The 24,575-nt window shown below is 55.5% G+C and carries 22 protein-coding genes and 3 pseudogenes; 14 read left to right on the top strand and 11 right to left on the bottom strand.

The window, feature by feature from the left end:
* The gene (locus tag EAO78_RS15760) at window positions 1-1,386 is read right to left on the bottom strand and encodes an aromatic ring-hydroxylating oxygenase subunit alpha (protein WP_122106753.1); all 1,386 of its coding nucleotides are present in this window, start codon (window positions 1,384-1,386) and stop codon (window positions 1-3) included.
* 393 nt (window positions 1,387-1,779) lie between these two features.
* On the opposite strand from EAO78_RS15760, the gene EAO78_RS15755 reads away from it, so the two are divergent.
* On the top strand, window positions 1,780-2,424 hold the full coding sequence (locus EAO78_RS15755) for a helix-turn-helix domain-containing protein (RefSeq protein WP_122106752.1): 645 nt from the start codon (window positions 1,780-1,782) through the stop codon (window positions 2,422-2,424).
* A gap of 60 nt (window positions 2,425-2,484) precedes the next feature.
* On the opposite strand, the gene arcD is transcribed toward EAO78_RS15755, so the two are convergent.
* On the bottom strand, window positions 2,485-3,957 hold the full coding sequence (gene arcD / locus EAO78_RS15750) for an arginine/ornithine antiporter ArcD (protein WP_122106751.1): 1,473 nt from the start codon (window positions 3,955-3,957) through the stop codon (window positions 2,485-2,487).
* A 467-nt stretch (window positions 3,958-4,424) separates the two neighbouring features.
* Between arcD and gdhB the strand changes: the two genes are divergently transcribed.
* Window positions 4,425-5,714, top strand: coding sequence for a glutamate dehydrogenase GdhB (gene gdhB, locus EAO78_RS15745; protein ID WP_122106750.1), 1,290 nt, complete (start codon window positions 4,425-4,427; stop codon window positions 5,712-5,714).
* A 604-nt stretch (window positions 5,715-6,318) separates the two neighbouring features.
* Entirely contained in the window at window positions 6,319-7,119 is an 801-nt protein-coding gene (locus EAO78_RS15740; RefSeq protein WP_122106749.1) for a sulfite exporter TauE/SafE family protein, read from the top strand.
* A gap of 377 nt (window positions 7,120-7,496) precedes the next feature.
* Here EAO78_RS15740 and EAO78_RS15730 read toward each other — a convergent pair whose 3' ends face one another.
* The 4 genes from EAO78_RS15730 to dps form a co-directional block, all read right to left on the bottom strand.
* Window positions 7,497-7,820: a hypothetical protein gene (locus tag EAO78_RS15730; RefSeq protein WP_082222577.1), complete on the bottom strand. Its 324-nt coding sequence runs from the start codon at window positions 7,818-7,820 to the stop codon at window positions 7,497-7,499.
* A 256-nt stretch (window positions 7,821-8,076) separates the two neighbouring features.
* Entirely contained in the window at window positions 8,077-8,451 is a 375-nt protein-coding gene (locus EAO78_RS15725; protein WP_007344275.1) for a RidA family protein, read from the bottom strand.
* A 1-nt stretch (window position 8,452) separates the two neighbouring features.
* Window positions 8,453-8,836 (bottom strand): 2Fe-2S iron-sulfur cluster-binding protein, encoded by a 384-nt coding sequence (locus tag EAO78_RS15720; RefSeq protein ID WP_007344274.1) that lies wholly within the window; start codon window positions 8,834-8,836, stop codon window positions 8,453-8,455.
* Window positions 8,837-8,871: 35 nt separating this feature from the next.
* Window positions 8,872-9,531 (bottom strand): DNA protection during starvation protein, encoded by a 660-nt coding sequence (dps, locus tag EAO78_RS15715; RefSeq protein WP_007344273.1) that lies wholly within the window; start codon window positions 9,529-9,531, stop codon window positions 8,872-8,874.
* A 126-nt stretch (window positions 9,532-9,657) separates the two neighbouring features.
* On the opposite strand from dps, the gene EAO78_RS15710 reads away from it, so the two are divergent.
* The 3 genes from EAO78_RS15710 (at window position 9,658) to EAO78_RS15700 (ending at window position 13,065) form a co-directional block, all read left to right on the top strand.
* Entirely contained in the window at window positions 9,658-10,407 is a 750-nt protein-coding gene (locus EAO78_RS15710; protein WP_007344272.1) for a helix-turn-helix domain-containing protein, read from the top strand.
* Between the two features lie 215 nt (window positions 10,408-10,622).
* Complete coding sequence (locus EAO78_RS15705) at window positions 10,623-12,071, top strand: cytochrome ubiquinol oxidase subunit I (protein WP_007344271.1); 1,449 nt, start codon at window positions 10,623-10,625, stop codon at window positions 12,069-12,071.
* Window positions 12,064-13,065: a cytochrome d ubiquinol oxidase subunit II gene (locus EAO78_RS15700; protein ID WP_122106748.1), complete on the top strand. Its 1,002-nt coding sequence runs from the start codon at window positions 12,064-12,066 to the stop codon at window positions 13,063-13,065. Before EAO78_RS15705 ends, EAO78_RS15700 begins: the two co-directional genes overlap by 8 nt.
* A gap of 119 nt (window positions 13,066-13,184) precedes the next feature.
* On the opposite strand, the pseudogene EAO78_RS15695 reads toward EAO78_RS15700, so the two are convergent.
* Window positions 13,185-13,343: pseudogene (locus tag EAO78_RS15695) on the bottom strand (RNA-guided endonuclease TnpB family protein); the annotation flags it as partial.
* A gap of 46 nt (window positions 13,344-13,389) precedes the next feature.
* On the bottom strand, window positions 13,390-13,797 hold the full coding sequence (locus EAO78_RS15690; RefSeq protein ID WP_049908314.1) for a DUF7475 family protein: 408 nt from the start codon (window positions 13,795-13,797) through the stop codon (window positions 13,390-13,392).
* Between the two features lie 54 nt (window positions 13,798-13,851).
* Between EAO78_RS15690 and EAO78_RS15685 the strand changes: the two are divergent.
* The 4 genes and pseudogenes from EAO78_RS15685 to EAO78_RS15670 all read left to right on the top strand — a co-directional run.
* Window positions 13,852-14,241: pseudogene (locus EAO78_RS15685) on the top strand (transposase); the annotation flags it as partial.
* 490 nt (window positions 14,242-14,731) lie between these two features.
* Entirely contained in the window at window positions 14,732-16,033 is a 1,302-nt protein-coding gene (locus EAO78_RS15680; protein WP_122106747.1) for a site-specific recombinase, read from the top strand.
* Window positions 16,034-16,193: 160 nt separating this feature from the next.
* Entirely contained in the window at window positions 16,194-16,649 is a 456-nt protein-coding gene (gene lrp, locus EAO78_RS15675; protein WP_122106746.1) for an HTH-type transcriptional regulator Lrp, read from the top strand.
* Window positions 16,650-16,795: 146 nt separating this feature from the next.
* Window positions 16,796-17,421 (top strand): annotated as a pseudogene (locus EAO78_RS15670) (transcriptional regulator).
* A gap of 64 nt (window positions 17,422-17,485) precedes the next feature.
* On the opposite strand, the gene EAO78_RS15665 reads toward EAO78_RS15670, so the two are convergent.
* Together EAO78_RS15665 and EAO78_RS15660 are read right to left on the bottom strand one after the other, a co-directional pair.
* Complete coding sequence (locus EAO78_RS15665; RefSeq protein ID WP_136516524.1) at window positions 17,486-18,019, bottom strand: hypothetical protein; 534 nt, start codon at window positions 18,017-18,019, stop codon at window positions 17,486-17,488.
* A 5-nt stretch (window positions 18,020-18,024) separates the two neighbouring features.
* Window positions 18,025-18,612 carry a DUF7437 domain-containing protein gene (locus EAO78_RS15660; RefSeq protein WP_122106744.1) on the bottom strand — a complete coding sequence of 196 codons (588 nt, stop codon included), beginning with the start codon at window positions 18,610-18,612 and terminating at the stop codon, window positions 18,025-18,027.
* Between the two features lie 348 nt (window positions 18,613-18,960).
* Here EAO78_RS15660 and EAO78_RS15655 point away from each other — a divergent pair, with 348 nt between their 5' ends.
* Both EAO78_RS15655 and EAO78_RS15650 read left to right on the top strand, forming a co-directional pair.
* Window positions 18,961-19,827 carry a ParA family protein gene (locus EAO78_RS15655; RefSeq protein WP_122106743.1) on the top strand — a complete coding sequence of 289 codons (867 nt, stop codon included), beginning with the start codon at window positions 18,961-18,963 and terminating at the stop codon, window positions 19,825-19,827.
* Window positions 19,824-20,180, top strand: coding sequence for a hypothetical protein (locus tag EAO78_RS15650; RefSeq protein WP_122106742.1), 357 nt, complete (start codon window positions 19,824-19,826; stop codon window positions 20,178-20,180). Before EAO78_RS15655 ends, EAO78_RS15650 begins: the two co-directional genes overlap by 4 nt.
* 147 nt (window positions 20,181-20,327) lie before the next feature.
* Here EAO78_RS15650 and EAO78_RS18295 read toward each other — a convergent pair whose 3' ends face one another.
* Entirely contained in the window at window positions 20,328-20,498 is a 171-nt protein-coding gene (locus tag EAO78_RS18295) for a hypothetical protein (RefSeq protein ID WP_167320533.1), read from the bottom strand.
* 209 nt (window positions 20,499-20,707) lie between these two features.
* Between EAO78_RS18295 and EAO78_RS15645 the strand changes: the two genes are divergently transcribed.
* Window positions 20,708-24,280, top strand: a complete 3,573-nt coding sequence (locus EAO78_RS15645; protein ID WP_238987734.1) for an ATP-binding protein — start codon at window positions 20,708-20,710, stop codon at window positions 24,278-24,280.
* A gap of 106 nt (window positions 24,281-24,386) precedes the next feature.
* The coding region (locus tag EAO78_RS18290; RefSeq protein ID WP_203227909.1) for a hypothetical protein at window positions 24,387-24,575 on the top strand (189 nt) is incomplete at its 3' end.

Raw genomic sequence — 24,575 nt, 5'->3', positions numbered from 1 at the left:
TTATGCACCTCGGTGTTCCGAGTTGTCGTCCGACCCGTCGATACGCTGTCCGGTCATTGTCCGATACCAGCTCTGGTAGAACGTCCGCATTGTGCCGTCCTCGAAGGCAGAGTTGATGACTGTGCCTGGACCATCCCACTCGTCGGAGATGTCCTCGGCATCACCCATCTCGTCCATGTTCATCTGATAATTCGATTGGCGATTGCTTCTTCGGGTGAACGAACTTCCTGCGGCCTCCGTGATACCATCCCAGACTGCGAAGTCGTCCACCTCGAAGTTACCAGATACGCTGAAGGTCGTGATGCCGGTGTCGTACGCCTGCTCTTTGAACTCCTCAGAGGCGTTTTTCGGGACGAGAATCCAGTTCCAGATTTGGGTCTTATCCGGAGCAACTGGCTGCCACTTGCGTATAGTCAGGAATTTTGTCAGTTCTCGGTTGTCCGGATCAGCGTTCTTCAGCGTATTGTTAAACGAGAGATTTGGGAAGACAGTACCGACGATGGACACGTGGTTTTTTGCGATTTTATACTGCAACTCCGAGAGGTGATCGTCGCTGTATATCTCCTCCGGGTATCCCCCCGGACTCTCCTCGAAATACGAGAAGGAACATGAATGGCCGCCACAATCGATTACGTCGAGAGAGGTGCGGTTGCCCGCGAGCGCCGTCAGATCTGAGGGGAAGATATCGAGGTCCATCGTCGACTTATGTGCAGCAGGCACGTGATAGGCGTCACCAGTAAAATTGTCCGCAGCAATCTTCCAGCTCGTATCGGCCTCCCAGCGAATCGGTTCGCCGACGACCTCTAGGCCTCCCTCCGCGAAATTCATGGCTATATCCAGATACCATCTAAAATCGCCGAGGTATTCTTCGAGGGGGGGCGTGTCTTCTGAGAGGCACGCAAAAACAAGCCCAGCATAGGTGTCGACCTGCGGTGGCGACTGGAGCGCATATTCACATGTGTCCAGCTCCTGATAGCACTGTTCTTTGTGCGGAACACCGACGAGTTCGCCCGTATTCTTGTACGTCCAGTTGTGGTAGGGACACCGGAAGTGGGTTGTGTTTCCCTGTTCCGCCCTCACGACGGTCGTACCTCGATGCCGACAGGCATCGAACAGCACCCGAATTTCGTCGTTTTCATCGCGGACGAAGATGACTGGATTGTCGGCAATGTACCGCTTGGCGTAGTCGCCCGCCTCCGGTATTTCCGATTCGTGGCCGATGAATACCCAACTCTCCCCGAACACCCGATCGCGCTCTAGCTCGAAGATCTCGCTGTCGTTGTGGATTCGTGTGGGAATCTCGCCAGTCTCTGAGACCTTTCCGACGTCGTCAATAATGGACTGTACTCTGTCCGGAACATCCTCCTGAATGGTCCCTGTTGCCATACTTCGTCTTTCGGCATAATTGTGGGTAGCCTTTCTTACTCCATATGGACCATCCTTTATACATGATCGATGGAGACTGATTCCAGTGACTCCATCGCTTGAAGAACCAATCCAGCAGCTTTGAGCATGGACCCGCTGTCGGCAGCTGTTCACGTATTAAACTCGCTGGGATGTCGTATCGGTGGGCACGGGGGCATTCATACCACGCAACTGCGTGATTGTGTTAATTAAATATCAATAGACCGATCGGACGCCGTGTCAAGCTCCGGGGTCAAGGTGTTTTGTATCCAGTTTGGAATTGAAGCGAAGACCGTTTCTTCGGGATACAGTTCAACGTCGGCACCAACTCCATATGGAGGATTATTTAAATATACCAAACACAAATTGGACTTCATGTACAAGGCAGTGTTTCACATTGACGGGGACAGTCCGTACTCGCAGTCGACGGCGAGGACGGACACGGAAATCAGGCTCTGGTGTAACGACCACTGTGATTTACTCTATGTCACCGGCGAGCGACAGGAGGATGTGATAGCTCAGGTCCGCTCGGAAGTGGGTGTGCACGAACAGCTTAGTGATGACGAGGGACAGGTTGTTGTTACAGAGGCGTGTCTGGAAGAGGGGGTTGGCAACTACATCAAACCATATCTTGTGGCCAACAACTGTCTGCTCTTGCCTCCGTGGCAGTACCAGGACGGCATGAAGGTCGTTCGCGTGCTTGCCCTCGACCCAGCGAACCTCTCGTCATTCTATCGGGACATTTCGGCTGACTACAGCGTCTTTGTCGAATCCAAACAGGAACTGGCGAAGGCGGAATCGGAGACGCCGGTCTTTTCGATGAAATCACATCTTCCAAAACTCACCGACCGCCAACGCGAGGTGTTTCTTACTGCCCATGAGTGTGGTTATTACGAGATACCGCGCGATATAACCACGACTGAGATCGCGGATGTAGTGGGAATCGGCCGACGGACAGTTGAACACCATCTCAGACGTGCCGAGGAGAAACTTGCCGACACGTTCGCCACGCACCTCTGAAACGATACTGCTCCGTAACCTGACGTGACATCCAAATTGTCTGTCGCCGACAAGTGTTCGTCAGTCCTCGCTCGCGACTGGCACAGTAGCGTCCTCTGCTGATGTGGTGCTTACAGATTTATGCTGGTCTGTGTACATAATTTGCCAGCCGGTTGCCCCCATGACTAGCAAAATGAGAGGGGAAAGGAATCCGAAGAAATAGTACGGTGCGTACTGCATCGTCGGGACACCGAGTACTCCGGACATAAAGACGGCTCCACTAGTCCAGGGGACGAGCGCGCTTGTCGTTGTCCCGGCGGCTTCGACGGCACGTGAGAGGTTCTGCGACTTCAGTCCCTGCTCGTTGTATAGGTTCCGAAGCGACATCCCCGGTACGACGATGCTGATGTACTGTTCGGCGGCGAGAACGTTCATAGACAGTGCCGAAAATGCCGTCACACCGGTGGTACTCCCCGCTCCCCGACACAGACGAGCTAAATGGTGAGCAAGGACTGCGAGGATACCGGTTCGTTCGAACATCCCGCCGAGCGAGAGCGCGGCGATGACGATAGTGATCGCCCACGAGGCGTCGACCATACCACCACTCTCCAACAATCCGTTGACGAGCTCCATCCCTGTTGTTGGACCTGTCCCGTATACTGCTGCGTCCCATGCAGTGGCGAAGGGGACGCCCTGTATTTGAATCGATATCAGGGCACTCGCGAAGATACCTGCACCGAGCGTCGGGATCGCCGGGATCCCATACATCGCTAGACCAAGGATGAGGAGTAGTGGAACAAAGACGAGTGGCGTTACCACGTAGGAAGTTTCGATAGCCGTTTGAATCGCCGCGATACGCCCATCGGGGATACTTCCCGAGACGCTCAACCCGAGCACTGTGTATAGTACGAGTGAGATACCTAATGCGAGAGTGGAGCCGGGCCGCATCGCCCTGATGTGGTCGTAGAGGTCGGTATCAGTCACCGCTGCAGCGAGGTTCGTTGTATCCGAGAGGGGGGACATCTTGTCACCGGTGTACGCGCCGGTGAGAATGGCACCAGCTGTCATTGGTGCGGGGATCCCGAGACCAGAGCCGATACCGATGAAGGCCACGCCAAGTGCACCAACCGCAGTCCACGAGGAACCGATGGCCAGCGTGATGGTTGCGACGAGGATGGCAGTCACCGGAAGGAATACCTTGGGGGTGAGTATCTCAACTCCATAGTACATGAGTGTCGGGATCGTCCCGGCCTGTATCAGGGTGGACACGAGCGTGTAGGCGAGGAAGATGATGAGAATTGCCCGCATCCCCATAAGGAGACTGTCGCTGATGCCGTCGTACAGATCCTCCCACGAACAGTCGAGCTGGTACCAGGCGAACAGACCGGTAAAGGCGATACCCCAGAGCAGGGGGAACTGCGGGCCGAGTCCGAACCCAACGATACCGACGCTGAGAGACGCAATCATTCCTACAATGGGTACAACCGACTCGACGAGCGATGGTCGATCCTTTGGGGGGATGTCTTCAAATAAACGAGGCTCGAACTCTACCATTGACTTGGTTCCTCTCGGTTCTTCTGTTTAATCGAGCCAATCCCTGTATTCACACCCTCAATAGTGAGTGGTTGTGTCATACATGATTTACCATGCCATTAGATTGTATGTATTCGATTTTTCCATATGGAAGGGGTATTATAAGTAAAGTAGTGGGTCAGTTCCATTATGCCTTCAGTAGAAAGTGCTATGTGAACATGGGGTATTCTATATTGAACTTGTAACCTAACTGGTGTAGGTGGATCCGCAGTGCTGGGTACAGGTGAATCCTGTCCGAAGCGGTATCTGGTACATAAACTATTGGCCATTTGGAGCCCCTCTCGCTTTGCTATTTCGGTTATATTGCCCAGTGTGAAACGCGTTGCCCACTTACAGGAACCGGAAGTCGGTCTCAACAGCACCCGGGTCTTTCTGGGTTACAGTAGGGACATAGCTGTGCCGAAACACGGCCACACTCGCACTCAGCTATGACAACCACACAGACTACAGAACAGACTCCCGATGACGAAACAGCACACACATCCGCGCTAGAAACAGCACGCCGCCAACTCGATAATGCGGCGACGCATGTCGATCTCGACCGTGGGATCATCGAACGTCTCAAACACCCGTCAAGAGTAGTTGAAGTTTCGATACCCCTCGAACGCGACGACGGTGAGGTTGAGGTTTTCACCGGCTATCGCGCACAGCACGATGACGTTCGGGGACCCTACAAGGGCGGGCTCCGATACCACCCAGACGTCACCGCGGAGGAGTGTATTGGACTGTCGATGTGGATGACCTGGAAATGCGCCGTCATGGATCTCCCATTTGGCGGGGGCAAAGGGGGTGTCGTCGTGAATCCTAAATATCTCAGTGTCGACGAAAAGGAACGTCTCACACGTCGGTTTGCCGAAGAGATCCGGGATGAGGTTGGGGCAAAACAGGACATTCCAGCACCCGATATGGGAACCGACGCGAAAACGATGGCGTGGTTTATGGACGCCTACAGTATGCAACAGGGAGAGACAGTTCCAGGTGTTGTAACGGGCAAGCCGCCGGTCGTAGGTGGAAGCTATGGTCGTGAAGAGGCACCCGGCCGAAGCGTTGCGATAATCGCCCGAGAGGCGATGGCGTACTATGGGAAAAACATCAAGGAGTCGACGGTTGCTGTTCAGGGGTACGGAAGCGTTGGTGCGAACGCTGCTCGACTTCTCGATGAATGGGGTGCAACAATCGTTGCTATTAGTGACGTGAACGGAGCGATCTACGATGACACCGGCCTCGACGCCCAAACCGTTCCGTCACATAAGGAAGATCCGGAAGGTGTTTTGAACCACGATGCTCCGGAGACGCTCACCAACGTGGAGCTTTTGGAGCTGGATGTCGACGTCGTCATTCCAGCTGCAGTCGGGAATGTCATCACGACCCGTAACGTCGACCAGATCCAGGCAGATATTGTCGTCGAAGGATCGAACGGCCCGACTACTGCCGACGCAGACGATGTCCTCGCCGATCGAGGCGTCTGTGTCGTACCAGATATTCTCGCGAACGCCGGCGGCGTGACCGTGTCCTATTTCGAGTGGCTTCAGGACATCAACCACCGCCAGTGGTCTAGGGAGCGTGTCGTTAGCGAACTGGAGTCGGAGATGGTCTCTGCGTGGGATAGCGTCAAAGCCGAAGTCGAAGAATCCTCCCTTCGGTGGCGAGAAGCAGCGTACGTAGTTGCGCTTAAACGTATCGGGGCGGCGATAGAGGCGCGTGGTCTGTGGCCCTGATTTTCCACCACGAACTTCAACAGAGATCAATATTCTGCTGTGTTGAATAGACAGACAGCGTCGGGATAGACCGTTAAATCAGTAAAGACGAAGCCGAGGAGGTCGATTATGGTGGAAGTCGATCTCCTCGACTTCGTTGAGTGGTTCAAGCGTCTATCCAAACTGTGTTGTTGATATCGGTGAACGCACCCTGCGGATTCGGATAGTCGCCGTCGAGGTGATCGGCGTACAAGGTCGCGTGTTCGGGAGTTTTGGTTCGAGGTTGTCGGCCGTCTTCTGGACTACGTCGTCGTGATCTTCGTCCGTGTCGAAGACGATCACTGCGCCGACTAATGCTGCTGCCACACCGAGTGGTCCTACCATACAGAATCGTGGGACGGAAGCCACTTGAACATCCTGTAACCCCGGTGAAAACTGGTCTAAGCCATACTTAACCGCCTGACTGCGTGGGAATCCCACGGGAACAAACAAGGGTGTTTGCGTGGTTTCGCGCACAACCTCGGAGGATGGAAATTGATGCGTGCCTTCTATCCGATAGTATTAGTACTCTTTTGTTCGAGAGGTACACCAGACGACACAAACCTGTACGCAACCGAGGTCGACTATGATCGAGTCACTCCTCCGAATTGACGTCGTACTCTTCGCTCTCATCGGCGTGCTCGGCGGCGCACACTGTATCGGGATGTGTGGGCCGTTAGTAACGATGTACTCGAAACAAATGACGCCACAGCCTGATGGCGGAACAATAGCAGCCAACGACGGATGTGCCGGTCATCTCACGACCTACGAGGTTCGCCAGCACTTCCTGTTCAACGTCGGGCGGGCGACGACGTACGCAATTCTCGGGGCCGTCTTCGGCGCGCTCGGGAGCGTCGTGTTCGTTACCGCTGACCAACTAACACCGATCGCTGATTTCCTGCGAGGTGCTGTCGGTCTTGCGGTAGGGGGATTCATTGTGGCGACGGGCGTTCGGTATGTCATCGGCGGAAGCGGAGGCGATATTCGTATCCCGGGCGTCCAGCGCGTCACGTCGTGGCTCGCAACGAGAGTTCACCGGCACGTCAACAGCCCGAGTATTGTCGGTCTCGGGGCCGTCCACGCGTTTCTTCCCTGCCCAATGCTGTATCCCGCGTATCTGTTCGCCTTTGCGAGTGGCTCTCCGACCACCGGTGGAATCGCTCTCGGTGCCCTCGGTATTGGGACGATTCCGGCCGTCTTCCTCTATGGGACGATTATCCAGTCGATCGACGTGGCCCACCGGCGACGCGTTCATCGGCTACTCGGCGTGGTGTTCGTCGTGTTAGGATACGTGCTGTTCGCGCACGGATTGATGGCACTCGGAGTTCACCTCCCACATCCGATGTTCCCGCATTACCAGCCCCTCGGGGGCGCGATGGGGCACTGATCGAGCTCTGGATCCTTTTCGCTGGCTCGATACAGGTGGCGGCTCCAAACAACAACTAAGAGGGGGAACCCGGCGGTGGCTGGCCTCCCGGAACCCCCCGACCTGTCACGTGGTGGCCACTCGTTCGAGGTCGTCGACGAGCCGATCGATGTCTGTTCGCGGCCCCCGTGGGTGCGCCGGTCCGATGATCCCTTGCTTATTTGAACGCTACTAGTAAGAGAACCCTACTGGTTTAGTGGCTCTGTTGAAATCATTAGGAACTGATAGGACCGGCGTGCGAGATACAGAGCGTGTAGTCAGCACAAGAACTGCGTATTTTCTCAAAAGATTCCAGAATCAGCCGATAGAATGTGCTTGTATACCTAAGACACGCGTGCTTACCGAACTTGCTGCCAAGATGGATTCACTTCGAGTTTTTGAATAGCTGGTTTGAGTTCCGATTGAATCGCCCCGTAAAATCGTTCTCGACCGACAGGAGTCCGGATACAGATAATGGCTGTTTCACTGGTAATCTCGAAAATCGACAGCCGCCACTGATTATTCTGATGAGTCCATTTACCAAGAATCGCTGCTTGTTCGTCCTGAACGGTGGAGTTGCCCAACTCCCAACTCTGCCGGGTTAGATGAGACAAGTCGAATGGTACCACATCAGGTAACGTGGCAGGGCTCCCACTTTTACCTCGGTTGTTACGGGCTGCCATAGCACGATATTTCGAATTGTTCATCAAAAATGTGTCTATCTTGGCGACTGGGACGAGACCGCCATTCGGGGCGATTATCCGAGAACTGCTCATTACGAAACAGAGCGCGCAGCCATACAGTACGAAGAAACCGCTCTATATGTTACGCTGATACAGACAGGGCTACGTGACCGGTATGCGCTCTATATTCAGCACAGCTGCAAAAACATATCACCTGCTGAGGATTTCAACAGAGCCGTTTAGTTGTAATAGGACCTCATTTACATACACCAGTAGCCTCAATTTGAACTGTAGCATCGTTCGGCAACTGCTCGACGCCAACGAAGGTCCGTGACGGCCGTTGACCCTCAAAGAATTCGTCGTACGCCTGCGTAACTGCCTCTAATTGGCTCATGTCAGTCAGGTATACTGTGGTTCGCATTAGTTCCTGACGACTGACGCCAGCTTCAGCAGCGACAGTGCGAACGCGTTCAAGCGCCTCGAGTGTCTGTGTTCGGACACCCTGATCTAACACTGTCTCTTTGCTAGGCACTTGACCATCGAAACATACCAGTTGTAAACCGCGATTTCGAACACTGTACGGAGTTGTTAACGAACTATCTCGTTCTTTTCGGGTTATGTTTTCGGACATGTTAGTCACTTAGCTTCGAGTTTCCTGGGGGTTTGTTATTGGCTGCTCGAAATTCGAGGAACTCATCGTACTGCTCAACAACAAGTGTCGAGTCCGCCCGCGGCTTCGCAGTACAGATGAGTACGTAGCCTGCCTCCCGGTCTTCAGTATCGTACCGACGCGCGTTTGGATGGACAACGTCGCCGTCAACCAAACGAGCAGCACAGGTGATACACCAACCTTGTTGACAGTCAGCTGTGAGCCACACACCCGCCGAACGCGCGGCCGCCAGAATCGTCTCGTTCTCACTGACCGCAAATTCGTGTGTTTCGCCGGCTTCGTCCAGCGACGACTCCTCGGGAACGACGATCGTGACGGTCCACGTATCGTCCGACGACTGTGTCATAAATGAGGGGGAGAGTGGAGGCCGTTGTTACTCGCTCAGGCGGAGTCGTTGAACGGGTTGTTCTTCGTGTATGGCGCGTCGCCCGGTTCGCCGCGCGCGAAGTGCCCGGCCGGGTTGATCTCGTCGTCGCGCTCCTTGCTCAGCAGCTCGATGAACCAGGCCTCGTGGTCCATCTCCTCGTTGAGGATCCGCTGGGCCATGTCGTAGGTTCGCGGATCGGCCCCACGGGTCATATCACAGATCTCGCTCCAAGTGCGAATCGCACACCGTTCCGCTTCGAGCAGTACCTCGAGGATGTCTTCCACCGCGAGGTCCTCGGTGTCGAAGCCGCCGCTGTCGTCCATCGGTGTCGGTACCTCGGCGTCGGGACAGGAGGCCCGGTCGGCGAAGTCCCTGATGTCGTTCGGCAGCGACCCCTCGAGTTCGTACACCCGGGGGACGACGAGCTCGAAGTGGGCCCGGTCTTCGAGACGGGCGTCCTCGGTGATCTCCTTGTAGTCCTCCTCCCCGGCGAGGTGCATCCGGAGGTTCGTGTAGTAATAGTAGGTCGTGAACTCCGCGCCGATCGCGTCGATCAGCTTCTCTCGGAGCTCCTCGGGGTCGACGCCTCGTTCGCGAATGACCTCGGCGCCGACTCGCTTGCTCGTGTCGCCCGGTTCCACGGAACCGCTGCCGTGTTCTTTCTCGTTTGCCATCGCATCTCTACATACCCCGGTAACAGTAATCAGAATTGCTTTAGCAATAGATGAAATTTGATGTTAAAAGAATGAAACAGCAGTAAAAACAATTCTTTTGTATATCTACTATTTAGCAATAGATGAATGAACGGTGAGCCTGAACCCGCCCAAGAGACACGTGAGTTTGAGTTTGTCCTCCAGTTCGAGTCAGGAGCCGATGAGTTGATGGATGTGTTCCGACAATACGAGAGCCTCTCGTTGTGGTCGTCCGCGATCTTCGTGAATGACAGCTATATGTGGCGGCTCGACTACGCGAAGGGGACGAGCGAAGCGCTGGACGCGTTCGATGAGGTGTTTCTTAACGAAACCCGCTGTAACGAGTGTTTCGACGTCGTAGATTGTGATACGGACCGGTCATATTGCGTCCTAGATCGGCAAGAGACCAGCCGAACTATCTACACACTTCGCCGGGAAATTGACAGCTGTCATTCACTTCCGCATATCGTACTCGATCATATTCAGACAGGAACCATATTCGAATCCCGCCGAGTCGGTGACGAGTACCGGTGGCGCATTCTCTTTCCTGGTAATTCTCCTATTGGAGACATCTACGATACACTGGAAGCACAGCTTCGGGAGGGCGTGTCGCTTTCGGTGTCGCATATCACTACTGGCAGCGACTGGAAGGCGACCGAACGCCTCGCAACGGACTTCTCGCCAGAACACTGGGAAGTGCTGAAGGCGGCGGTCAAGCACGGCTACTACGAACGGCCGAGACAAGTTTCTGTCTCCGATCTTGCGTCGATACTTGATGAACCCCGTTCTACGGTTCAATATCGACTACGAACCGCAGAGGATCGTATCGTGTCGGAATTTGTCGAGCGAACACTGTGAACGGTGCTGGCTACGAGCGGTAGATATCACGATTGCTGAAAAGCCCCAGCATCGAGGATATGAAACGGTGTTCTGAGCTCCGCCTCCGGCGCTACCCGTGACCGTCTCGTATTGACTACAGAAGCTACGGCTCTGTGGATATAAACCACCGTAGTACAGTCCTCGAACGGGGGAATTATACAACTTCTCTTTTATTTCCGTGATCAAATATACCTATGTTCTCGACGGTGCTTCCCGACGTCTTGATTCAGGGATGGGCGCTACAGCTCTCGCCGGAGCTTGCGAGCCGTGCGCAGTTCGGCTGGACGATCAGCGTTCACATAATTTTCGCCTCGCTCTCGGTCGGGCTGGCGCCGTTCATCGTCTACTTCACTTGGAAGGACGTTCGGACCGACGACGAGCGGTTCACACGGCTGCGATCATTCTGGGTAAAGGTGTTCGCCGCCGGATTCGTCATGGGAACGGTCACTGGCATCCCGATGAGCTTCCAGTTCGGGACGAACTTCCCGCAGTTCGCCGAGGTGGCTGGAGAGCTGATCGGTGGGCCGCTCGCATTCGAAGCGAAGATGGCGTTCTTCCTTGAGGCTGTTTTCCTCGGGGTATTGCTGTTCGGTCAGGAACGCGTCAGCGATCGGACCTACATTCTCTCGTCGGTACTGGTGGGAGTCGGGGCTTGGCTGTCGGCCTTCTGGATCCTGATCGTCAACGCTTGGATGCAGACTCCACAGGGCTTCGAGATGATCACGCGTAACGGTATGGAGGTCGCAAAGCTAACCGACCCGCTGGCTGCGTTCTTCACGCCCCGGATGCCGTGGATGTATGTACACATGGTCAATGCGTCGGTTATTTCTGTCGCGCTGCTGGTCGCCGGGGTCTCGGCGTACATCGTCTGGAAGAAGCGCGATGCCGCTGCGTGGAACACTGCGTTGAAACTCGCGGTTATCATCCTGCTCGTCACCGCTCCTCTGCAAGCAGTCCATGGTGACGCGTATGGGCGTCACGTCGCAGATACACAGCCGCAGAAGTTCGCAGCCATGGAAGCTCACTACGATACCGGCACGGCGGACTTACACTTGCTCGCGTTCCCAAAGAGCATTGACGCAATCACCGATCCGAAAGCCGAGAACCTCTTTACTGTGAGTCTTCCGGGGGTCGGGTCGTTCCTCGCTACCGGTGGTGACTTTGACGCCGAAGTGCTTGGATTAAACGAGTATGAGGAGAACCCGCCCGTAGCGATAGTGTTCTGGTCGTTCCGGTTCATGGTCGGACTCGGATTCCTGTTCATCGGGCTGGCACTATGGGGCGGGTATCTCATCTACAACGGACGCCTCTCGGAGAGCAGTCGATTCCTGAAGACGATGATCGCTGCGTCGCCGCTCGGCTACGCGGCGCTTCTCACGGGGTGGTACGTCACCGAGATCGGCCGACAACCGTGGGTCATTCAGGGCGAACTCAGAACTAGTGAGGCCGTTTCCTCGACATTGAGCGGAACCGAAGCGACTCTGACGCTCGTCGGCTTCGTCGTTATCTATATCGGATTGATCTTGGTAGCCCTTCATGTGCTGCGGTGGCTGGTCGAAGACGAGCTCAGTGAGCTCGGAGTGAGGGCATCGGACGACGATCGCTGGTACGGTCCGGTCCCGAAGGTGAGCGACGATGACTGAGCTTGTGTTGCTCGTCGACGCGTATCTCGTCGACGCACTCCCCGAGATCTGGTTCGGTGCCGTCATGTTTGCGCTGGCGATGTACGTAGTCCTCGACGGGTTCGACTTCGGAATCGGGATGCTGTACGCGACTCGCGACGACGAACACGAGAAGGAGACACTCTTGACGGCGTTCGGTCCGGTTTGGGACGCAAACGAGGTGTGGGTTGTCGCCTTCGGAACGATGCTGCTAGCGGCGTTCCCGCGAGTGTACTCGCGGGTCTTGGCCGATCACTACCTGCTCGCGCTCGGGTTCGTGCTCGCGCTGCTGTTCCGCGGGCTCGGCCCAGAAATGCGTGAACAGCGCGACGACGAGCGCTGGAAGCGGTACTGGGATTACTCCTTTATCGGGGGGAGCTTTCTCGCGCCGCTGCTGTTCGGTACTCTCGCCGGTCGGTGGATCTTCGACGCGCCGACGCTGTCGCTGCCGGCACTGTTGACCGGTGTCGGCCTGGTGACCGTCTCGGTCGCCACCGGGGCAGCCTTTCTGACAGCTAAAACCAGACCACGGCTAGCGTCCGACCTGCGCACGTACGGAATCATTGCGACGCTGGCGTACTTGATCGGAGTTATAGCTCTGCTGACAACTGTTGTCGTAACTGATGCCGGAGGTGCTGCCGAAACAGTTCTTTCACTTCCCGTAGGTGCGATTGTCGTCTTGTCGGTTGTTGCGGGAGGAGGGGGAAGTGTTCTTGCCCTGCGCGGCGAGTACCGTGCTTGGCTGGTGAGCGCACTCGGGCTTCCTGCGCTGTTGAGCCTGCTGGTCGCGCTCCTGCTGTATCCGAATATCTATCCGCCAACTGGCTTGACGGTTCGAGAAGCGGTTGTCTCACCGTTAGCGCTGAATCTCGTGACGATTCTCGGATTTCCGGCGCTTCTCCTTGTACTGTGGTACTTCAAATTCCTCTATGGCGTGTTTAGCGGTCCGATCGAGGGTGAGGGATACAAAAATTGAACGTGGATACCACCGCGTTGGCACCAACGTTCTTTTTGACATCTGTTCGGACGTGGACCGTTGCGACGGTAAGCTAGATACAGACCTGCTAGGTGGGTGGGTCGGTGAACTACCCCATCCTACTCGCTCACGGTGTTAGCCGTTTGCTCCTTGAGGGTGGGGCTTCCTGTTTCCACGGCGCGCTTTACAGACACAACGGTGTCCACAGGGAGCGCAGTCTCCACAGGCGTTGATTCGGAGTGAACCACTCCTACGTATTCAAGACCGGGAAAAAGAATTATCCCAACGCGGTCGGGGATTCTCTCCTTCAGGGCGGGGAGGATGTCAATTGCTTGTGCTGCTATACAAGTAAACCGACGCGATCACAAGGAAAGCTTCCGCAACTTTCGTGACGGTGACAATTGGGTTAATCGCCCCGTTCATGTAGAACGCTTCGACCCCCCAACCTTGGAACGGGAACAGCGCGAGAATCGTCACTAATGAGTACACTGCAGCCGCGAGGAAAAACGAGCGTCGCCAGAACCGGGTGAAATACAGTGCTGCTCCGCCGAGGAAACCCAGTCCGTTGAGTACGAAGAGGACCGCCAGCACAACGCTCATCTCAATAGCCCGTGTCGTCGCCACGAGATGAATGATCCCCGTAATGAAAGCCAAAAGAACCGCCACATACCCCACTGATTCCGACGGCCACTGAATAATACTGTTCGACTCTGTTGTATGGTTTGTACCCATAAGCACAATATTATTTGGACATATAAAACGCCACACCGTTATATAGGAACCTGGGAATCGGCCTCTGTCCACGTTGAGGCGGGCTCGCATCCAATGCGGCTCCTGTACGTACCGTCGACGAGTGGAGAGGGAACGGCCGTCTTCGCGACGAATCTCCGAGTCGGTCCCGAGGAAGCCGAGACGTTCTGTCAGCGCTACAGCCGCCGGTGGCAGATCGAGAGTGAGTACAAATCGATCAAGGGCGACTTTCTCGCCAAGACATCCTCGAAAGATTACCGTGTTCGCCTATTCTACTTCGTGTTCGCGGTCCTCTTGTACAATATCTGGCGGCTCACCGATTTCCTGCTGAAAGCAGGTGTCGACGGAGAGATGGACTACGCACCCGTGTTGACTGCGGGTGAGTGTGTTGAGCTCGTTGCCTCGGCGTTGATCCCGCACGACTAATCGGTTGAGCTCTCGCTGGGTCCGCCGCTCAAGAGTGACAACCGTATTCAGCAGCGCCAAAATCCACGCAATTTCGTACGCTCGTCCGGTAGTTCGAGAGTAGGGATTCAAAATCGATCCCCGACTGCTGAGAATCACCACGACTTGATGGCGATTCGATCTAAAACTAGCCTATCCTCCGAAACTGTGGGAACTCACATTTCCAATTTTGCTATAGCGGCATACGATTTATTTTTGGGGTCAATCAGAGTACAACCCTTCTCTCACCAGAATCCCAGCGATCTGCGCTCACAATCGAGCTGGCTCCGCGAAATGCGTTACTTGGTCTTAACTCAGTAAGACAGAGTAAACTCTTAGTGACCCCCACCCGTGGCTCAAAATGAGGCAGATTCAGAATTATGGCCGACGCTTCCCCAGACTGTCGCTCCAGCCGGAACCCCGCGTCCGCAGCGGCGTCCCACCGGCGTAACCCCCACACCTCGGTGGTCCAATGACGGGCCGCCGCTCCGTCGAGACCGCGATCGACGACACGTTCACGAAATACCTCACCGACAAGGGTAAAGGCGACGCTGGCGAGCAGGGCGCGTATCGTGCCGACGCCGAGCGGGAGCTCCAGCGATTCCGCCGCTGGTGTCTCGGCGAGACTGCCGACCCGGCGAACGCCTCCCCACCGGAGTCGTGGGCGGGCGTCGTCGACGGCGACATCGTCCGGTTCGCAGACCTCGATACGACGGTGTTCTCGGACTACGCGCGGTATCTCTCAACCGCCGGGTACGCCGCCGGGACGGTGCTCACCTACTACGCGCACGTCGCGTCGTGGTGCGGATGGGCGCACGCGCAGGGGTACATCCCGCGGCACTACGCCCGGGAGTCGGACGCCGAGGACCCGCTCCCCGAGAACGACGGCCGACGTCCAGGAGACCAGCAGGCGTGGGAGCCGATCCACCGTGACCTGATCACGCAGTTCGTTGACCGGTGCGTCTCCGAAGCGTTCGACGCGCTCGGCGCGATCGAAGTTCCACACGCCGAGCGGGGCGATCCAGAGAGCGAGGCGTGGCAGGCCAAACAGCGCGCCCGGTTCGAGGCCTACCAGCGGTGTCGCGAACAGGCGCTCGTGTACGTCGTCGCCTACACGGGCCTGCGCGGCTCGGAGTTCCTCTCGGCGCCGAAGGAGGACCGTGAGGGCCGCAACGGGATTCGCTGGCGTGACGTGTCGTTCGCGGACAGCAGCGTCACCGTGTTCCGAAAGAGCCGTGAGTGGAAGGAGGCATCACTCCCCGAGCCCGTTATCGGCCCGTTGCAGCGGTACGCCGAGGTGCTGGACGTGCCGGACTCGTGGCCGGTGTTCACGACGCTACACCGCCCCTCGCTTGCCTCACACGTCGCCAATGGACTCGCCACTGTCGGTCTCCGCGACAACGCGATCGAGCGTGTTCGAAACGGGGCACCTGACCTGATCGTCGCTGCTGAGCACGACCTCGACGCGCCGAAGCCGCTCACCACCGACGGTGCCCGGTCGATCATGGAACGGCTCTGGACACACGACACACTCGCCGAGCGTCGCGACGAACTGGACCTCTCACTCGATGGCGACTATCTCGAACTACACGGCGGGCGTCGGGGTGTCGGAGAAGTGCTAGTTCGGCAGTTCGGCTACGCCGCGGCCGCGCGGTATCTCGACAACAGTGAGGAACAGGTGCGCGAGGCCTACCAGCATATCGAGGCGGCCGAGCGTGCCGACATGGCGACCGAAGCGTTCTCGCAGACAGACCATCGCGTGAACAAGAAATGACTGAAAACATGCTTGACATTATGTTGTAATAAAATCTTCACCCCGAGTAATTCGCAACTCTCATCGACCAGCTGGCTCAGGCGAGAATATGTCTGATAAATATCAATTCACCAGAGCTCAAGTAAAACAATTATGGCCTCTACAGATCAAAATAGGATCAATGGCGTACGAAAACCTCGATACGGAACTAGTAAACGAGCTTCTAGGAGATGGCCGTGAGAGCTTGCGCAATCTCAGCGACGAGCTTGATGTGTCTGTGACGACGGTCTCGAACCATTTAGCAGATCTCGAAGAAGCAGGCGCAATTGAGGGTTACACGCCAATTGTCGATTACAGCAAACTTGGCTACGACGTGACTGCCATTCTCCAGCTCAAAGTCGATGGCCCCGGGCTACCGGATATTACAGACGCGCTTCGCGATGAACCACAGATGATGAGTGTGTATGAGACGACTGGCGATTACGACATTATCGCGATTGGAAAGTTCGCAGACTCCGACGATATGAACAATCAGATCAAGCGTCTCTTAGGTGATGCGGATGTACAGGAGTCTAATACAAGCGTCGTCTTGAATACTGTGAGTGAATACACGCAGTTCAGCGTTGGTGACGACTAGCGCGCTTGTGGAACTACCTGCCGTATCTAGGTGCGTCACAGCAGAACTAATTCTCACTCATAGCGAAACCCCATCTCCCCTCTTCTTATCCAAACTAGTGACTCATTTCCGTCGCGAACGTTTCTAGTTTCGTAACTCTATACAAGATGAGCTACGATTCAAAACACGTGCGAAACGCGGGTGACACTCCGGGGATGATCACCGGAATCCCTACGTTCGCAGAATTTACTCGAGAACCCGTCTCTCGCTAGTCTCTATACGTCGATTCGGCGGTCCGGGACTTACCACAGGCCCTGAACTCGTTGAAACAACAACAGTCTCGAAGAAGACGATGTACGACTATCTGCATAAACTGGAACAGGCGGGCCTGATCAGCAAAGTTGACCATGATATCAGGACTGCCGTATACACCGCTGAAGAGTTCGAAATGACATTGACAGTCCGCGAGACAGAAGTCTCGATTACGCCTGAACTTATCGAAGTGATCGCACAGAAGAACGAATATCCAGCGATCGAGCGGGTTCTCGAAGACCACGGCATCGTCACGTTTGCACTCGCATACGACCTCGTGAAAGCACACAGTGAGGGTGATGTCACAATCCGGCAGATCGCGAACCTCGCAGACCTTCCTTCTGGAACTGCGTATGATCTTGTCGAAGCCATCGATTTGATTCTCGATCTTGGTGACGACGAGTCGCCCCCGACGACGTACACACCAGATGATTTCGATGAAGTCGAGAGCGATCTCCTCGAAGAATTTGACGACAAGTAGAGCTCTGTCGAGATCAACGACGAATGATGGCCGTATCCTCTGTGGTCAGTGCGTCAGAAAGCGATCATCCAGAGAACTGGTACCGGTTTTCGACGGACGTGACGAAGTCGAAGGCCTTGACGAGTTGAACTGCGTCATCGTAGCCATGCTGTGAGAGGGCGCGCTCAATCCCGCGGAACGCGGGCAAATCATTCGTGTAGATGCCGATCGATTCTGTCCGTCCCTGTTCGAGGAGTGTTGCTGCTGCCCCACCCACTTCCGCATCTGCTTGCTCTATCGTGTGCTCGGGACGATCGGTGGCAGCAGAAATATACTGACGAATTAGGTCCATCGTCGCAGAAACGACCGGATTAGAATAGTCGACCTCTTCGAGAAGCTGTACCCAGCCAGCTTCGATCGCATCCTCTATCGGAGGAGTGTTGTAGGGATGTGATTCAGGCGTGAGTTCTTCATAGACACGTGTGGGTAACAGGAGGACGAGATTCTGCTCGGTGACAGCCCGCTCAAGCAGATTGACGGTGTTGTGCCGCTCGAATCGGATGAAGAGGTTTGCGTCAATAATATGACTCTCCACAGATGGGAACAGTTGCGCTGGCACGGATATTATTCGTCTAATCGTTCGTCGACAGCAGCGTCAAGCTCCTCGATATTGAGGCTTGTCGAGATGTCAGGCTCAGCCTCCAGAATGATCTCCTGAAGTTCTTGGAGGATGGTTTCTGCTTCAAGAACAGGTATCTCTTGTTCACGGGACATGATCCGAGCGTTCATTTTCGACTGCGTGTACGCCCGACCGTATTCGATCGCTGTTGCGAGTCCGCTGACACCGTGACGGTCGATATAGAGGCTAATATTCTCGTTCGATTGGCGTTCCGCGAGAGCAACGAGGAGCGTCGGCGTGATCTGGAACGTCTCCCCGCCGGCCTGAATCGTCATATCAACCTGACTCGCCCGATAGCGGTACGGTTGCGTCTCCGTAACCCGCTCCAAGAGATCGATCTCCGCGAGATATTTGACATCCTCGTAAATGGTTGTCGTCGAACTCTCGATGCCCTCTGACAGTTCCTCGACGGTTGGCGAGTCAAGTTCGAGGACACGAGCATACAGTTTGGCGAGCCGGTCGTTCCGAATCACATCGGAGACGGCCAGCATCGTATCAAGCGGGTGTGAATGTGATACTGCGGATTCAGCCATATATTTTAATTTCCGCGGAATGTTAAAAATCTATCGGCAGGATGAGGTCACACAGATCCAATCTGAGATACCTCTGATAGCGGTGATAGCTCTCCTACATTAGGTAGCTTAGGCACCTGCCGTAGCTAACCTCGCAGGGATATCTACCGTAGTTATCATAAACAGATGCCGTAGCCAAAGTAGCTGAGGTAGCTAAGGTAACTACTTTACTGAGGGTAGCTGGCATAGATAGATTCAAGTGCGGCGCAGACGCTGTTTCAGGCAGAAACAGGGACTATGGCAATTGAGTGAACTGGACCAGTTACCTCAGGTGGCACAGATGCCATAGCTACCTTAGCTACCATACCTATGTCTGAAACAGAACCACGGGCGGTCAGCGTCGGCGTGTTGAAAGGCGGCTTCGGGAAGACGACTACCGCCATCAACACGGCGCGCGAACTCGCCCACCGCAATGGGAGCGCGCTCGTTATTGACCTCGACGACAACGGGCACATGACCCGCCAACTCGGGTTCGAAGACGAGTTTACAAGTGGGGTGAACCATACACAGCGTGTCCTCGTCGACAGCGAGGAGCCGATCCAGTACATCACGAACGTCGTCGACGGTCTCGACCTCTTCCCAGCCCATACCGAACTTGAATCCGTCGAGAACGAACTCCGGAATGCAACGATGGGGAGCGCCCGGCTCCGCAAGCATCTCGTCGATCCGCTACTCGGTGACGAATACGACTACATCGTCGTCGACTGCCCAGCAAACCGGGGGAAGCTGAACGACAACGCAATGTACGCCACGCGGAACATCATCATTCCGCTCAAACCTGAGAGTGGCTACGACTCTGGCCTCTCGAATACGATCCAACGGCTCGTTGAGGAAGCCCGGGAGTACTTCGAACTGAACATCCTCGCGGTGACACCAACAGCGCTTAACAGCCGGATTGATCAGGACACCCGCGATCGGGGTCTGCTCGAACAGCTCAACTCCCTCGATATCGCCGACGAGATCATTCCTTCCTACGCCCGCATCACCCATGAGGAGTGGGACGCTATCGACGTCGGTGAGTACGAGGGTGGGCTTCCGGGGATCCGGTTCCGTGGCGCCATCGACGCTGCGCACGACGCTGCTCTTCCCGTCCGTGACTACGACGAGAGCTGTGACCAACTGGAGAACTACGCCGAACTCGCTCAGATCGTCGAACAAGGAGGGATCGACCGATGACCGGATTTGATGACCTCAACGAGGCGGGAAAAGACCAAGCGACAGAGGAAGAGGGGTCCGGACCCGTCGTCGACGCCGATGAGACCACCGGCCAGGATACGAGCACGTCGACTGTAGACGACAGAAACCAGCCAGCCTTCTCTTTTGACGAATCCGTCCAAGCGCAGATCTACCCACGGAAATCCACACACGAGAAGTTTGAGGATTTCCTCGATATCGAGGTGAAACGCCACCTCCGTGACCGGGATATCCGCAACGAGACGGGACGAGAGTTACACGAGGCGGTGTTGAAGGTCGCGATACAGCACCCTGAGGAGGTCGCCGAACGGCTCGAAAACGAACGGATAGAGTAGCTGCGTCGTCGCTTCTGACTACGCTTAGACCACAATTACTCTTGGTCGGCTCTGTTGAAATCCTTTTTTTTTTCAGATATATTTTCACCTGAAACATCCAGTCGATGAGAACTGCGAAGATACCGCTTGGCCTACCGTCTGTGCGAATCAACGAGCGGCAACAATCTGAGATGCGGCGTACCCGATTGATGCAGCGCCGACGATGAGGCCGATTGTGCCAAGCGATTGATTTCGGGGAACGACGGTCGTTTGAGCGATGACCAACAGGCCCATCAATATAACGAGGACCGCAAGCAATCGGTCGGTTCGGTCGGACATGTCTGTTTATTCTATCTGGGATGTATGAACCGTTCGGTTCCTCGCCTGTATTGACCGCAACCGGGTCAGAATGTATCACCTATTGAGGGTTTTAACAGAGCTGTGCTACCGTAGTTCCATCTGGATAATCCTGGAATAGTAAATACAGTGAACAGTTTGTAGACCCCCAAAAAGAGCTATTTAGGGGGGGGTGTGTCGAGAATATCATCATGAGTAAAAAAGAAAACAAACATGATGAGGTACCTCCGGAATCCGGTGAACCAACAAATCCGGATACGCCTCCTGATGCGGAAAAAGCGGACTCCACACCAAAATCTGATGCTGACGAGACCTCCGCTAATGCTTCACTGAGCGGGGAGATCGACACTGACGAAGCGGAAGACTTCATCGAACAGATCGAATCTGAGCAAGAATATATCCAGATAACTCCGGTGCGCGAGGAGGTGAACTCAGAGACGGTCAAACGAGAACTCTACGGACTCCATCGGTACGGAAACGGGCGTAAGCTCCCACTCGATATGGAGCTCCATATCGCCGGCATTGAGCCCGTCTCAAACTTCGAGTTCATCATCTACAAGCCCGAGGATGAAGCCCAATTCAAGTTCTTCATCGGGCCGGGAGAACGCGGCGAAGTCACCTGTGACCGGCTCGAAAGCACTACGCGATCGCAGTATCCAGAAAACTTCGAGTTCGGACGGGAAAACTTCGACATCACGGACGTCTTCGATGACGTTCCTGAGATGGTGCGGTGGGAGGGCGTTGAGGAGAAGCGACGGGACTGGATGACGACACTCTCGTCGTTTGACAACGAAACGATCGAACGCTCGCCACTCTCCAATCTCCTCGAAACCATCATCCAAACGGAGGGCTCGGTCGTCTTTCAAGCGGTTTTCGAGCCACGCGCAGACTGGTCTCCGAAGGCCGAACGCCAGAAAGGAAACCTCAAACAGGGCGTCCACACGACCGGCGGCCTTGTCCTTCGGACGCTTCTCGACGGGGTCCTCGGCGTCTCTGACGAAGAGCGACAGGAGCGTCACCGGAGCGATACGCCCCACGAAATCGGCGGCTCAATCCACGACTCACAAACAGCAGGCTACCGCTCAGGCACGGGACGGATGGGTCAGATCGACCTGAAAGACCCGTCTCACACGTACAACGTCACCCTCCGAGCGGCCACCTCAGACACCGAGTGCGCCCGGAATCTCCAAGATTCACTCAACCAGCTCAGTGGGAAGTTCTACTCTATCGAGGGAAACTACCTCGGGACGAACGAACCTGAGTACAAGCGGATGCTCAGCCACGGGATCACCTACCCGAACGGGCTCGAGTCCTGGTCGCGACAAAAGCCGATTCTCGTCTGTAACATCGACGAGCTCTCAAACTTCATCACGGTCCCCTCAATCGACACGCTGCCGAAAGCGAGCCGAGGTGGGACCGGCGGGAGACCGACAGCTCAGTCGCCGCTCACCTCGCCAAACGAGGAAGTATTCAAGGAGTTCTCGACCGGCATGACGATCGGTCACGCCGTCACCGCACTCCGAGATGACTCCGAGGAGCCAGACAAGATCAGTACCATCCAGAGCAAAAACGAGTGGTGGGACCACCTCGCGAAACGGGATGCGCTCTCACTGTCAGCAGATCATCTCACCCAGCACTACATCCGTGCGGCGACTACTGGGAGCGGGAAAACGGTCGCGACACTCAACGACATGCTCACCACCCACCACAATCTCGAGGGGCCGACAATCCTCATCGATCCCAAGGACGGCGAGATGTGTGAGAACTATCTGCGGTGTCACCGGACGCTGTTCGGGAATCTCGCGGACGTCGAATACATCCAGATTCCGGAGGCGGATGGCAAGGTTCCAGGGATGCCATTCTTCGATCTCCGGCCACTCACAGAGGGTGCGGGACGGACCCGAGAGACAGCCAAACAGGATATCATCGACCATTATTTTCAGTTACTTCGGTTCGTCCTCGGGAAGAAGACAGTCGAACAAGCGTTCGTCGCGAACGAAATCCTCACCAACCTAATCAAGGCGCTGTTCGACCGCGAACACGGGAAAGATTACTTCTCAATCGGTGAGCTCATGGAGGCCGCACAGGTCTTTCAGAAGTACGGCAAGCAAGTCGAAGACCTCGACGAGGACTACGAAACCGTCCTCAAAGCCATCCCGCAAACGGTCGACACGCAGGTGACGTCCATCCTCGAGTCCCACCTTGAGAAGGACGCGCGCCAGTTCATGAACACGACTGACGCAGTCCTCAACCGGATCCGAAAGCTGAAAGAGCGCGACTTCATCTGGGATATGCTGTCGTACACAGTCGATGACGAGTACTGGAACGACGACACAAACTGGTACAACAAAGAGCAGATTCCGATGCTCGACATGAAGAGCATCCTCAACTCAAACAAGGTCGTCCTCATCGACACGGGGAGTCTCCGCGGGGCCAGCAGCGAAGTTTTCACCGTCCTGTTCCTCTCGAACCTGTGGACTTCGGCGCAGTCAATCTGGACGCCAGACGATGATGAATACATCACGAACGTCATCATCGAAGAGTCTGCGAACATCGCTCGTAATGAAATCGTCTACCGAGAACTCCTCCCGAAAGGGCGTGAGTTCAACCTCTCGCTCGGGCTCATCATGCAGTATCCAGAGCAGGTACTGGGGGATAATCCACAGGACAACCGGCGGGCGTACAAAGAAATCCTCAACAACATCAACACGAAGATCATCGGCAACGTCGCGACGGACGACCTCTTAGCCGAGTCGCTGTTCCACGAAGATCTCGAAAACGACGAGATCAAAGACCGCATCGCGGGGCTCCGACGCGGAGAATGGCTCGTCCAACTCCCGTCGACGGGCTTCCACAAACAGAAGCCAGAGATACTGACACTCCGTCCGCTTCCCATCCCGCCAGGGCATAGTGCGGGAACATTCAACGTCAGCTCACGGGGTGAACAAGTCCGTGAACGAAGTCGAGACCGACACTGCGTCAACCGCGAGCACGAAGCGATCGACATGGACAGCGGCGTGAAGACCGGTCCTGGTGCGGACGAAGACGAGGACTCGGACAGTGATGGAGACAATCCTGAAGACTCTGAAGAGTTCACAGGCGACCACAAATCCTTCCTTCGGATGGTCTTCGACGCACTCACAGACGGGGTGACTGGCTACCACATCAAGGACACGATGAACGTCCTCCCGTACAGCGAGACGGCACCTGATCTCATCGAGTGGGGCTTCCTCGAGAAGTTCGAACTCGGTAACAGACAGGCGTACTACTGGCCGACAGACGAAGCAAACGTCGTTGTCGACAAGAATCTCGCGCCACGAGACGGTGGTGAGTACGGTCGGGAAAGTCCGGAACACCGGGTCGGCGTCAAGCTCATTGACGCATATTACGACGGGCTCGGGTACGAGACATACATGTACTACACCCCCGAGGGCAGCGAACTCAAATTCGATCTCTACGTCGAGGCGACAGAGGAATCCCCCGACGATCGGGACAAAGTCATCGAAGTTGAGCTGTCCCCGGAGAAGCGGCGGCACGTCGTAGACGACTTCTTCAAACTCCGAGACGCAGATGCCGACGCCATCTGGGTCGTCAAAGATGTCGACGGGATGCGGAAACTGCTGTCGTCGCTCGCTGGTCAGCTCGGATATATTGAGGCAGCTAGAACTACCAACTTCCAAAAGATCAGCGACGAACTCGACGCAGAAGGCGCGCAGAAAATCTTCGGCATCAACAAACTCCGAAAAGATCTGGGAGACGACTAGCAACTAGACTCTCTCTACTGGCTTCTCTTTTTCCGGGTCGCAGAACTCAGAGTTCTATCTCAAAACAAGCACCAATCCAGTTGGCAGCGAGTAGATTTCTCATTCTGTGGCGGCATACAGTCGCAAACCTATTCGCTCACAGCTAGACAATCTGCGTGGTACGTCCATAAGAATATCATCTAAGAACAGGGCAAGGAGCAATGGAAAAGACATTGAGAGCGAGGTGAGAGCGAATGGAAAAGACATTGAGAGCGAGGTGAGAGCGAATGGAAAAGACATTGAGAGCGAGGTGAGA

The organism is Halobellus captivus (assembly GCF_003697845.1).
Lineage (GTDB): Archaea > Halobacteriota > Halobacteria > Halobacteriales > Haloferacaceae > Halorubrum > Halorubrum glutamatedens.
The sequence above is the reverse complement of the archived record's forward strand: the minus strand, read 5'-3'. Positions and strand labels throughout refer to the sequence as shown.

What these genes read in the sequence shown, in the direction of transcription:
- EAO78_RS15700 (WP_122106748.1), top strand. Translation starts at nt 12,064, where the DNA reads ATGACTGAGCTTGTGTTGCTCGTCGACGCGTATCTCGTCGACGCACTC.
- EAO78_RS15725 (WP_007344275.1), bottom strand. Translation starts at nt 8,451, where the DNA reads ATGTCCGAAAACATAACCCGAAAAGAACGAGATAGTTCGTTAACAACT.
- EAO78_RS15730 (WP_082222577.1), bottom strand. Translation starts at nt 7,820, where the DNA reads ATGGCAGCCCGTAACAACCGAGGTAAAAGTGGGAGCCCTGCCACGTTA.
- EAO78_RS15755 (WP_122106752.1), top strand. Translation starts at nt 1,780, where the DNA reads ATGTACAAGGCAGTGTTTCACATTGACGGGGACAGTCCGTACTCGCAG.
- EAO78_RS15760 (WP_122106753.1), bottom strand. Translation starts at nt 1,386, where the DNA reads ATGGCAACAGGGACCATTCAGGAGGATGTTCCGGACAGAGTACAGTCC.
- EAO78_RS15720 (WP_007344274.1), bottom strand. Translation starts at nt 8,836, where the DNA reads ATGACACAGTCGTCGGACGATACGTGGACCGTCACGATCGTCGTTCCC.
- EAO78_RS15655 (WP_122106743.1), top strand. Translation starts at nt 18,961, where the DNA reads ATGTCTGAAACAGAACCACGGGCGGTCAGCGTCGGCGTGTTGAAAGGC.
- EAO78_RS15740 (WP_122106749.1), top strand. Translation starts at nt 6,319, where the DNA reads ATGATCGAGTCACTCCTCCGAATTGACGTCGTACTCTTCGCTCTCATC.
- EAO78_RS15690 (WP_049908314.1), bottom strand. Translation starts at nt 13,797, where the DNA reads ATGGGTACAAACCATACAACAGAGTCGAACAGTATTATTCAGTGGCCG.
- EAO78_RS15660 (WP_122106744.1), bottom strand. Translation starts at nt 18,612, where the DNA reads ATGGCTGAATCCGCAGTATCACATTCACACCCGCTTGATACGATGCTG.
- arcD (WP_122106751.1), bottom strand. Translation starts at nt 3,957, where the DNA reads ATGGTAGAGTTCGAGCCTCGTTTATTTGAAGACATCCCCCCAAAGGAT.
- EAO78_RS15680 (WP_122106747.1), top strand. Translation starts at nt 14,732, where the DNA reads ATGACGGGCCGCCGCTCCGTCGAGACCGCGATCGACGACACGTTCACG.
- EAO78_RS15710 (WP_007344272.1), top strand. Translation starts at nt 9,658, where the DNA reads ATGAACGGTGAGCCTGAACCCGCCCAAGAGACACGTGAGTTTGAGTTT.
- EAO78_RS15645 (WP_238987734.1), top strand. Translation starts at nt 20,708, where the DNA reads ATGAGTAAAAAAGAAAACAAACATGATGAGGTACCTCCGGAATCCGGT.
- dps (WP_007344273.1), bottom strand. Translation starts at nt 9,531, where the DNA reads ATGGCAAACGAGAAAGAACACGGCAGCGGTTCCGTGGAACCGGGCGAC.
- gdhB (WP_122106750.1), top strand. Translation starts at nt 4,425, where the DNA reads ATGACAACCACACAGACTACAGAACAGACTCCCGATGACGAAACAGCA.
- EAO78_RS15650 (WP_122106742.1), top strand. Translation starts at nt 19,824, where the DNA reads ATGACCGGATTTGATGACCTCAACGAGGCGGGAAAAGACCAAGCGACA.
- EAO78_RS15705 (WP_007344271.1), top strand. Translation starts at nt 10,623, where the DNA reads ATGTTCTCGACGGTGCTTCCCGACGTCTTGATTCAGGGATGGGCGCTA.
- EAO78_RS18295 (WP_167320533.1), bottom strand. Translation starts at nt 20,498, where the DNA reads ATGTCCGACCGAACCGACCGATTGCTTGCGGTCCTCGTTATATTGATG.
- lrp (WP_122106746.1), top strand. Translation starts at nt 16,194, where the DNA reads ATGGCGTACGAAAACCTCGATACGGAACTAGTAAACGAGCTTCTAGGA.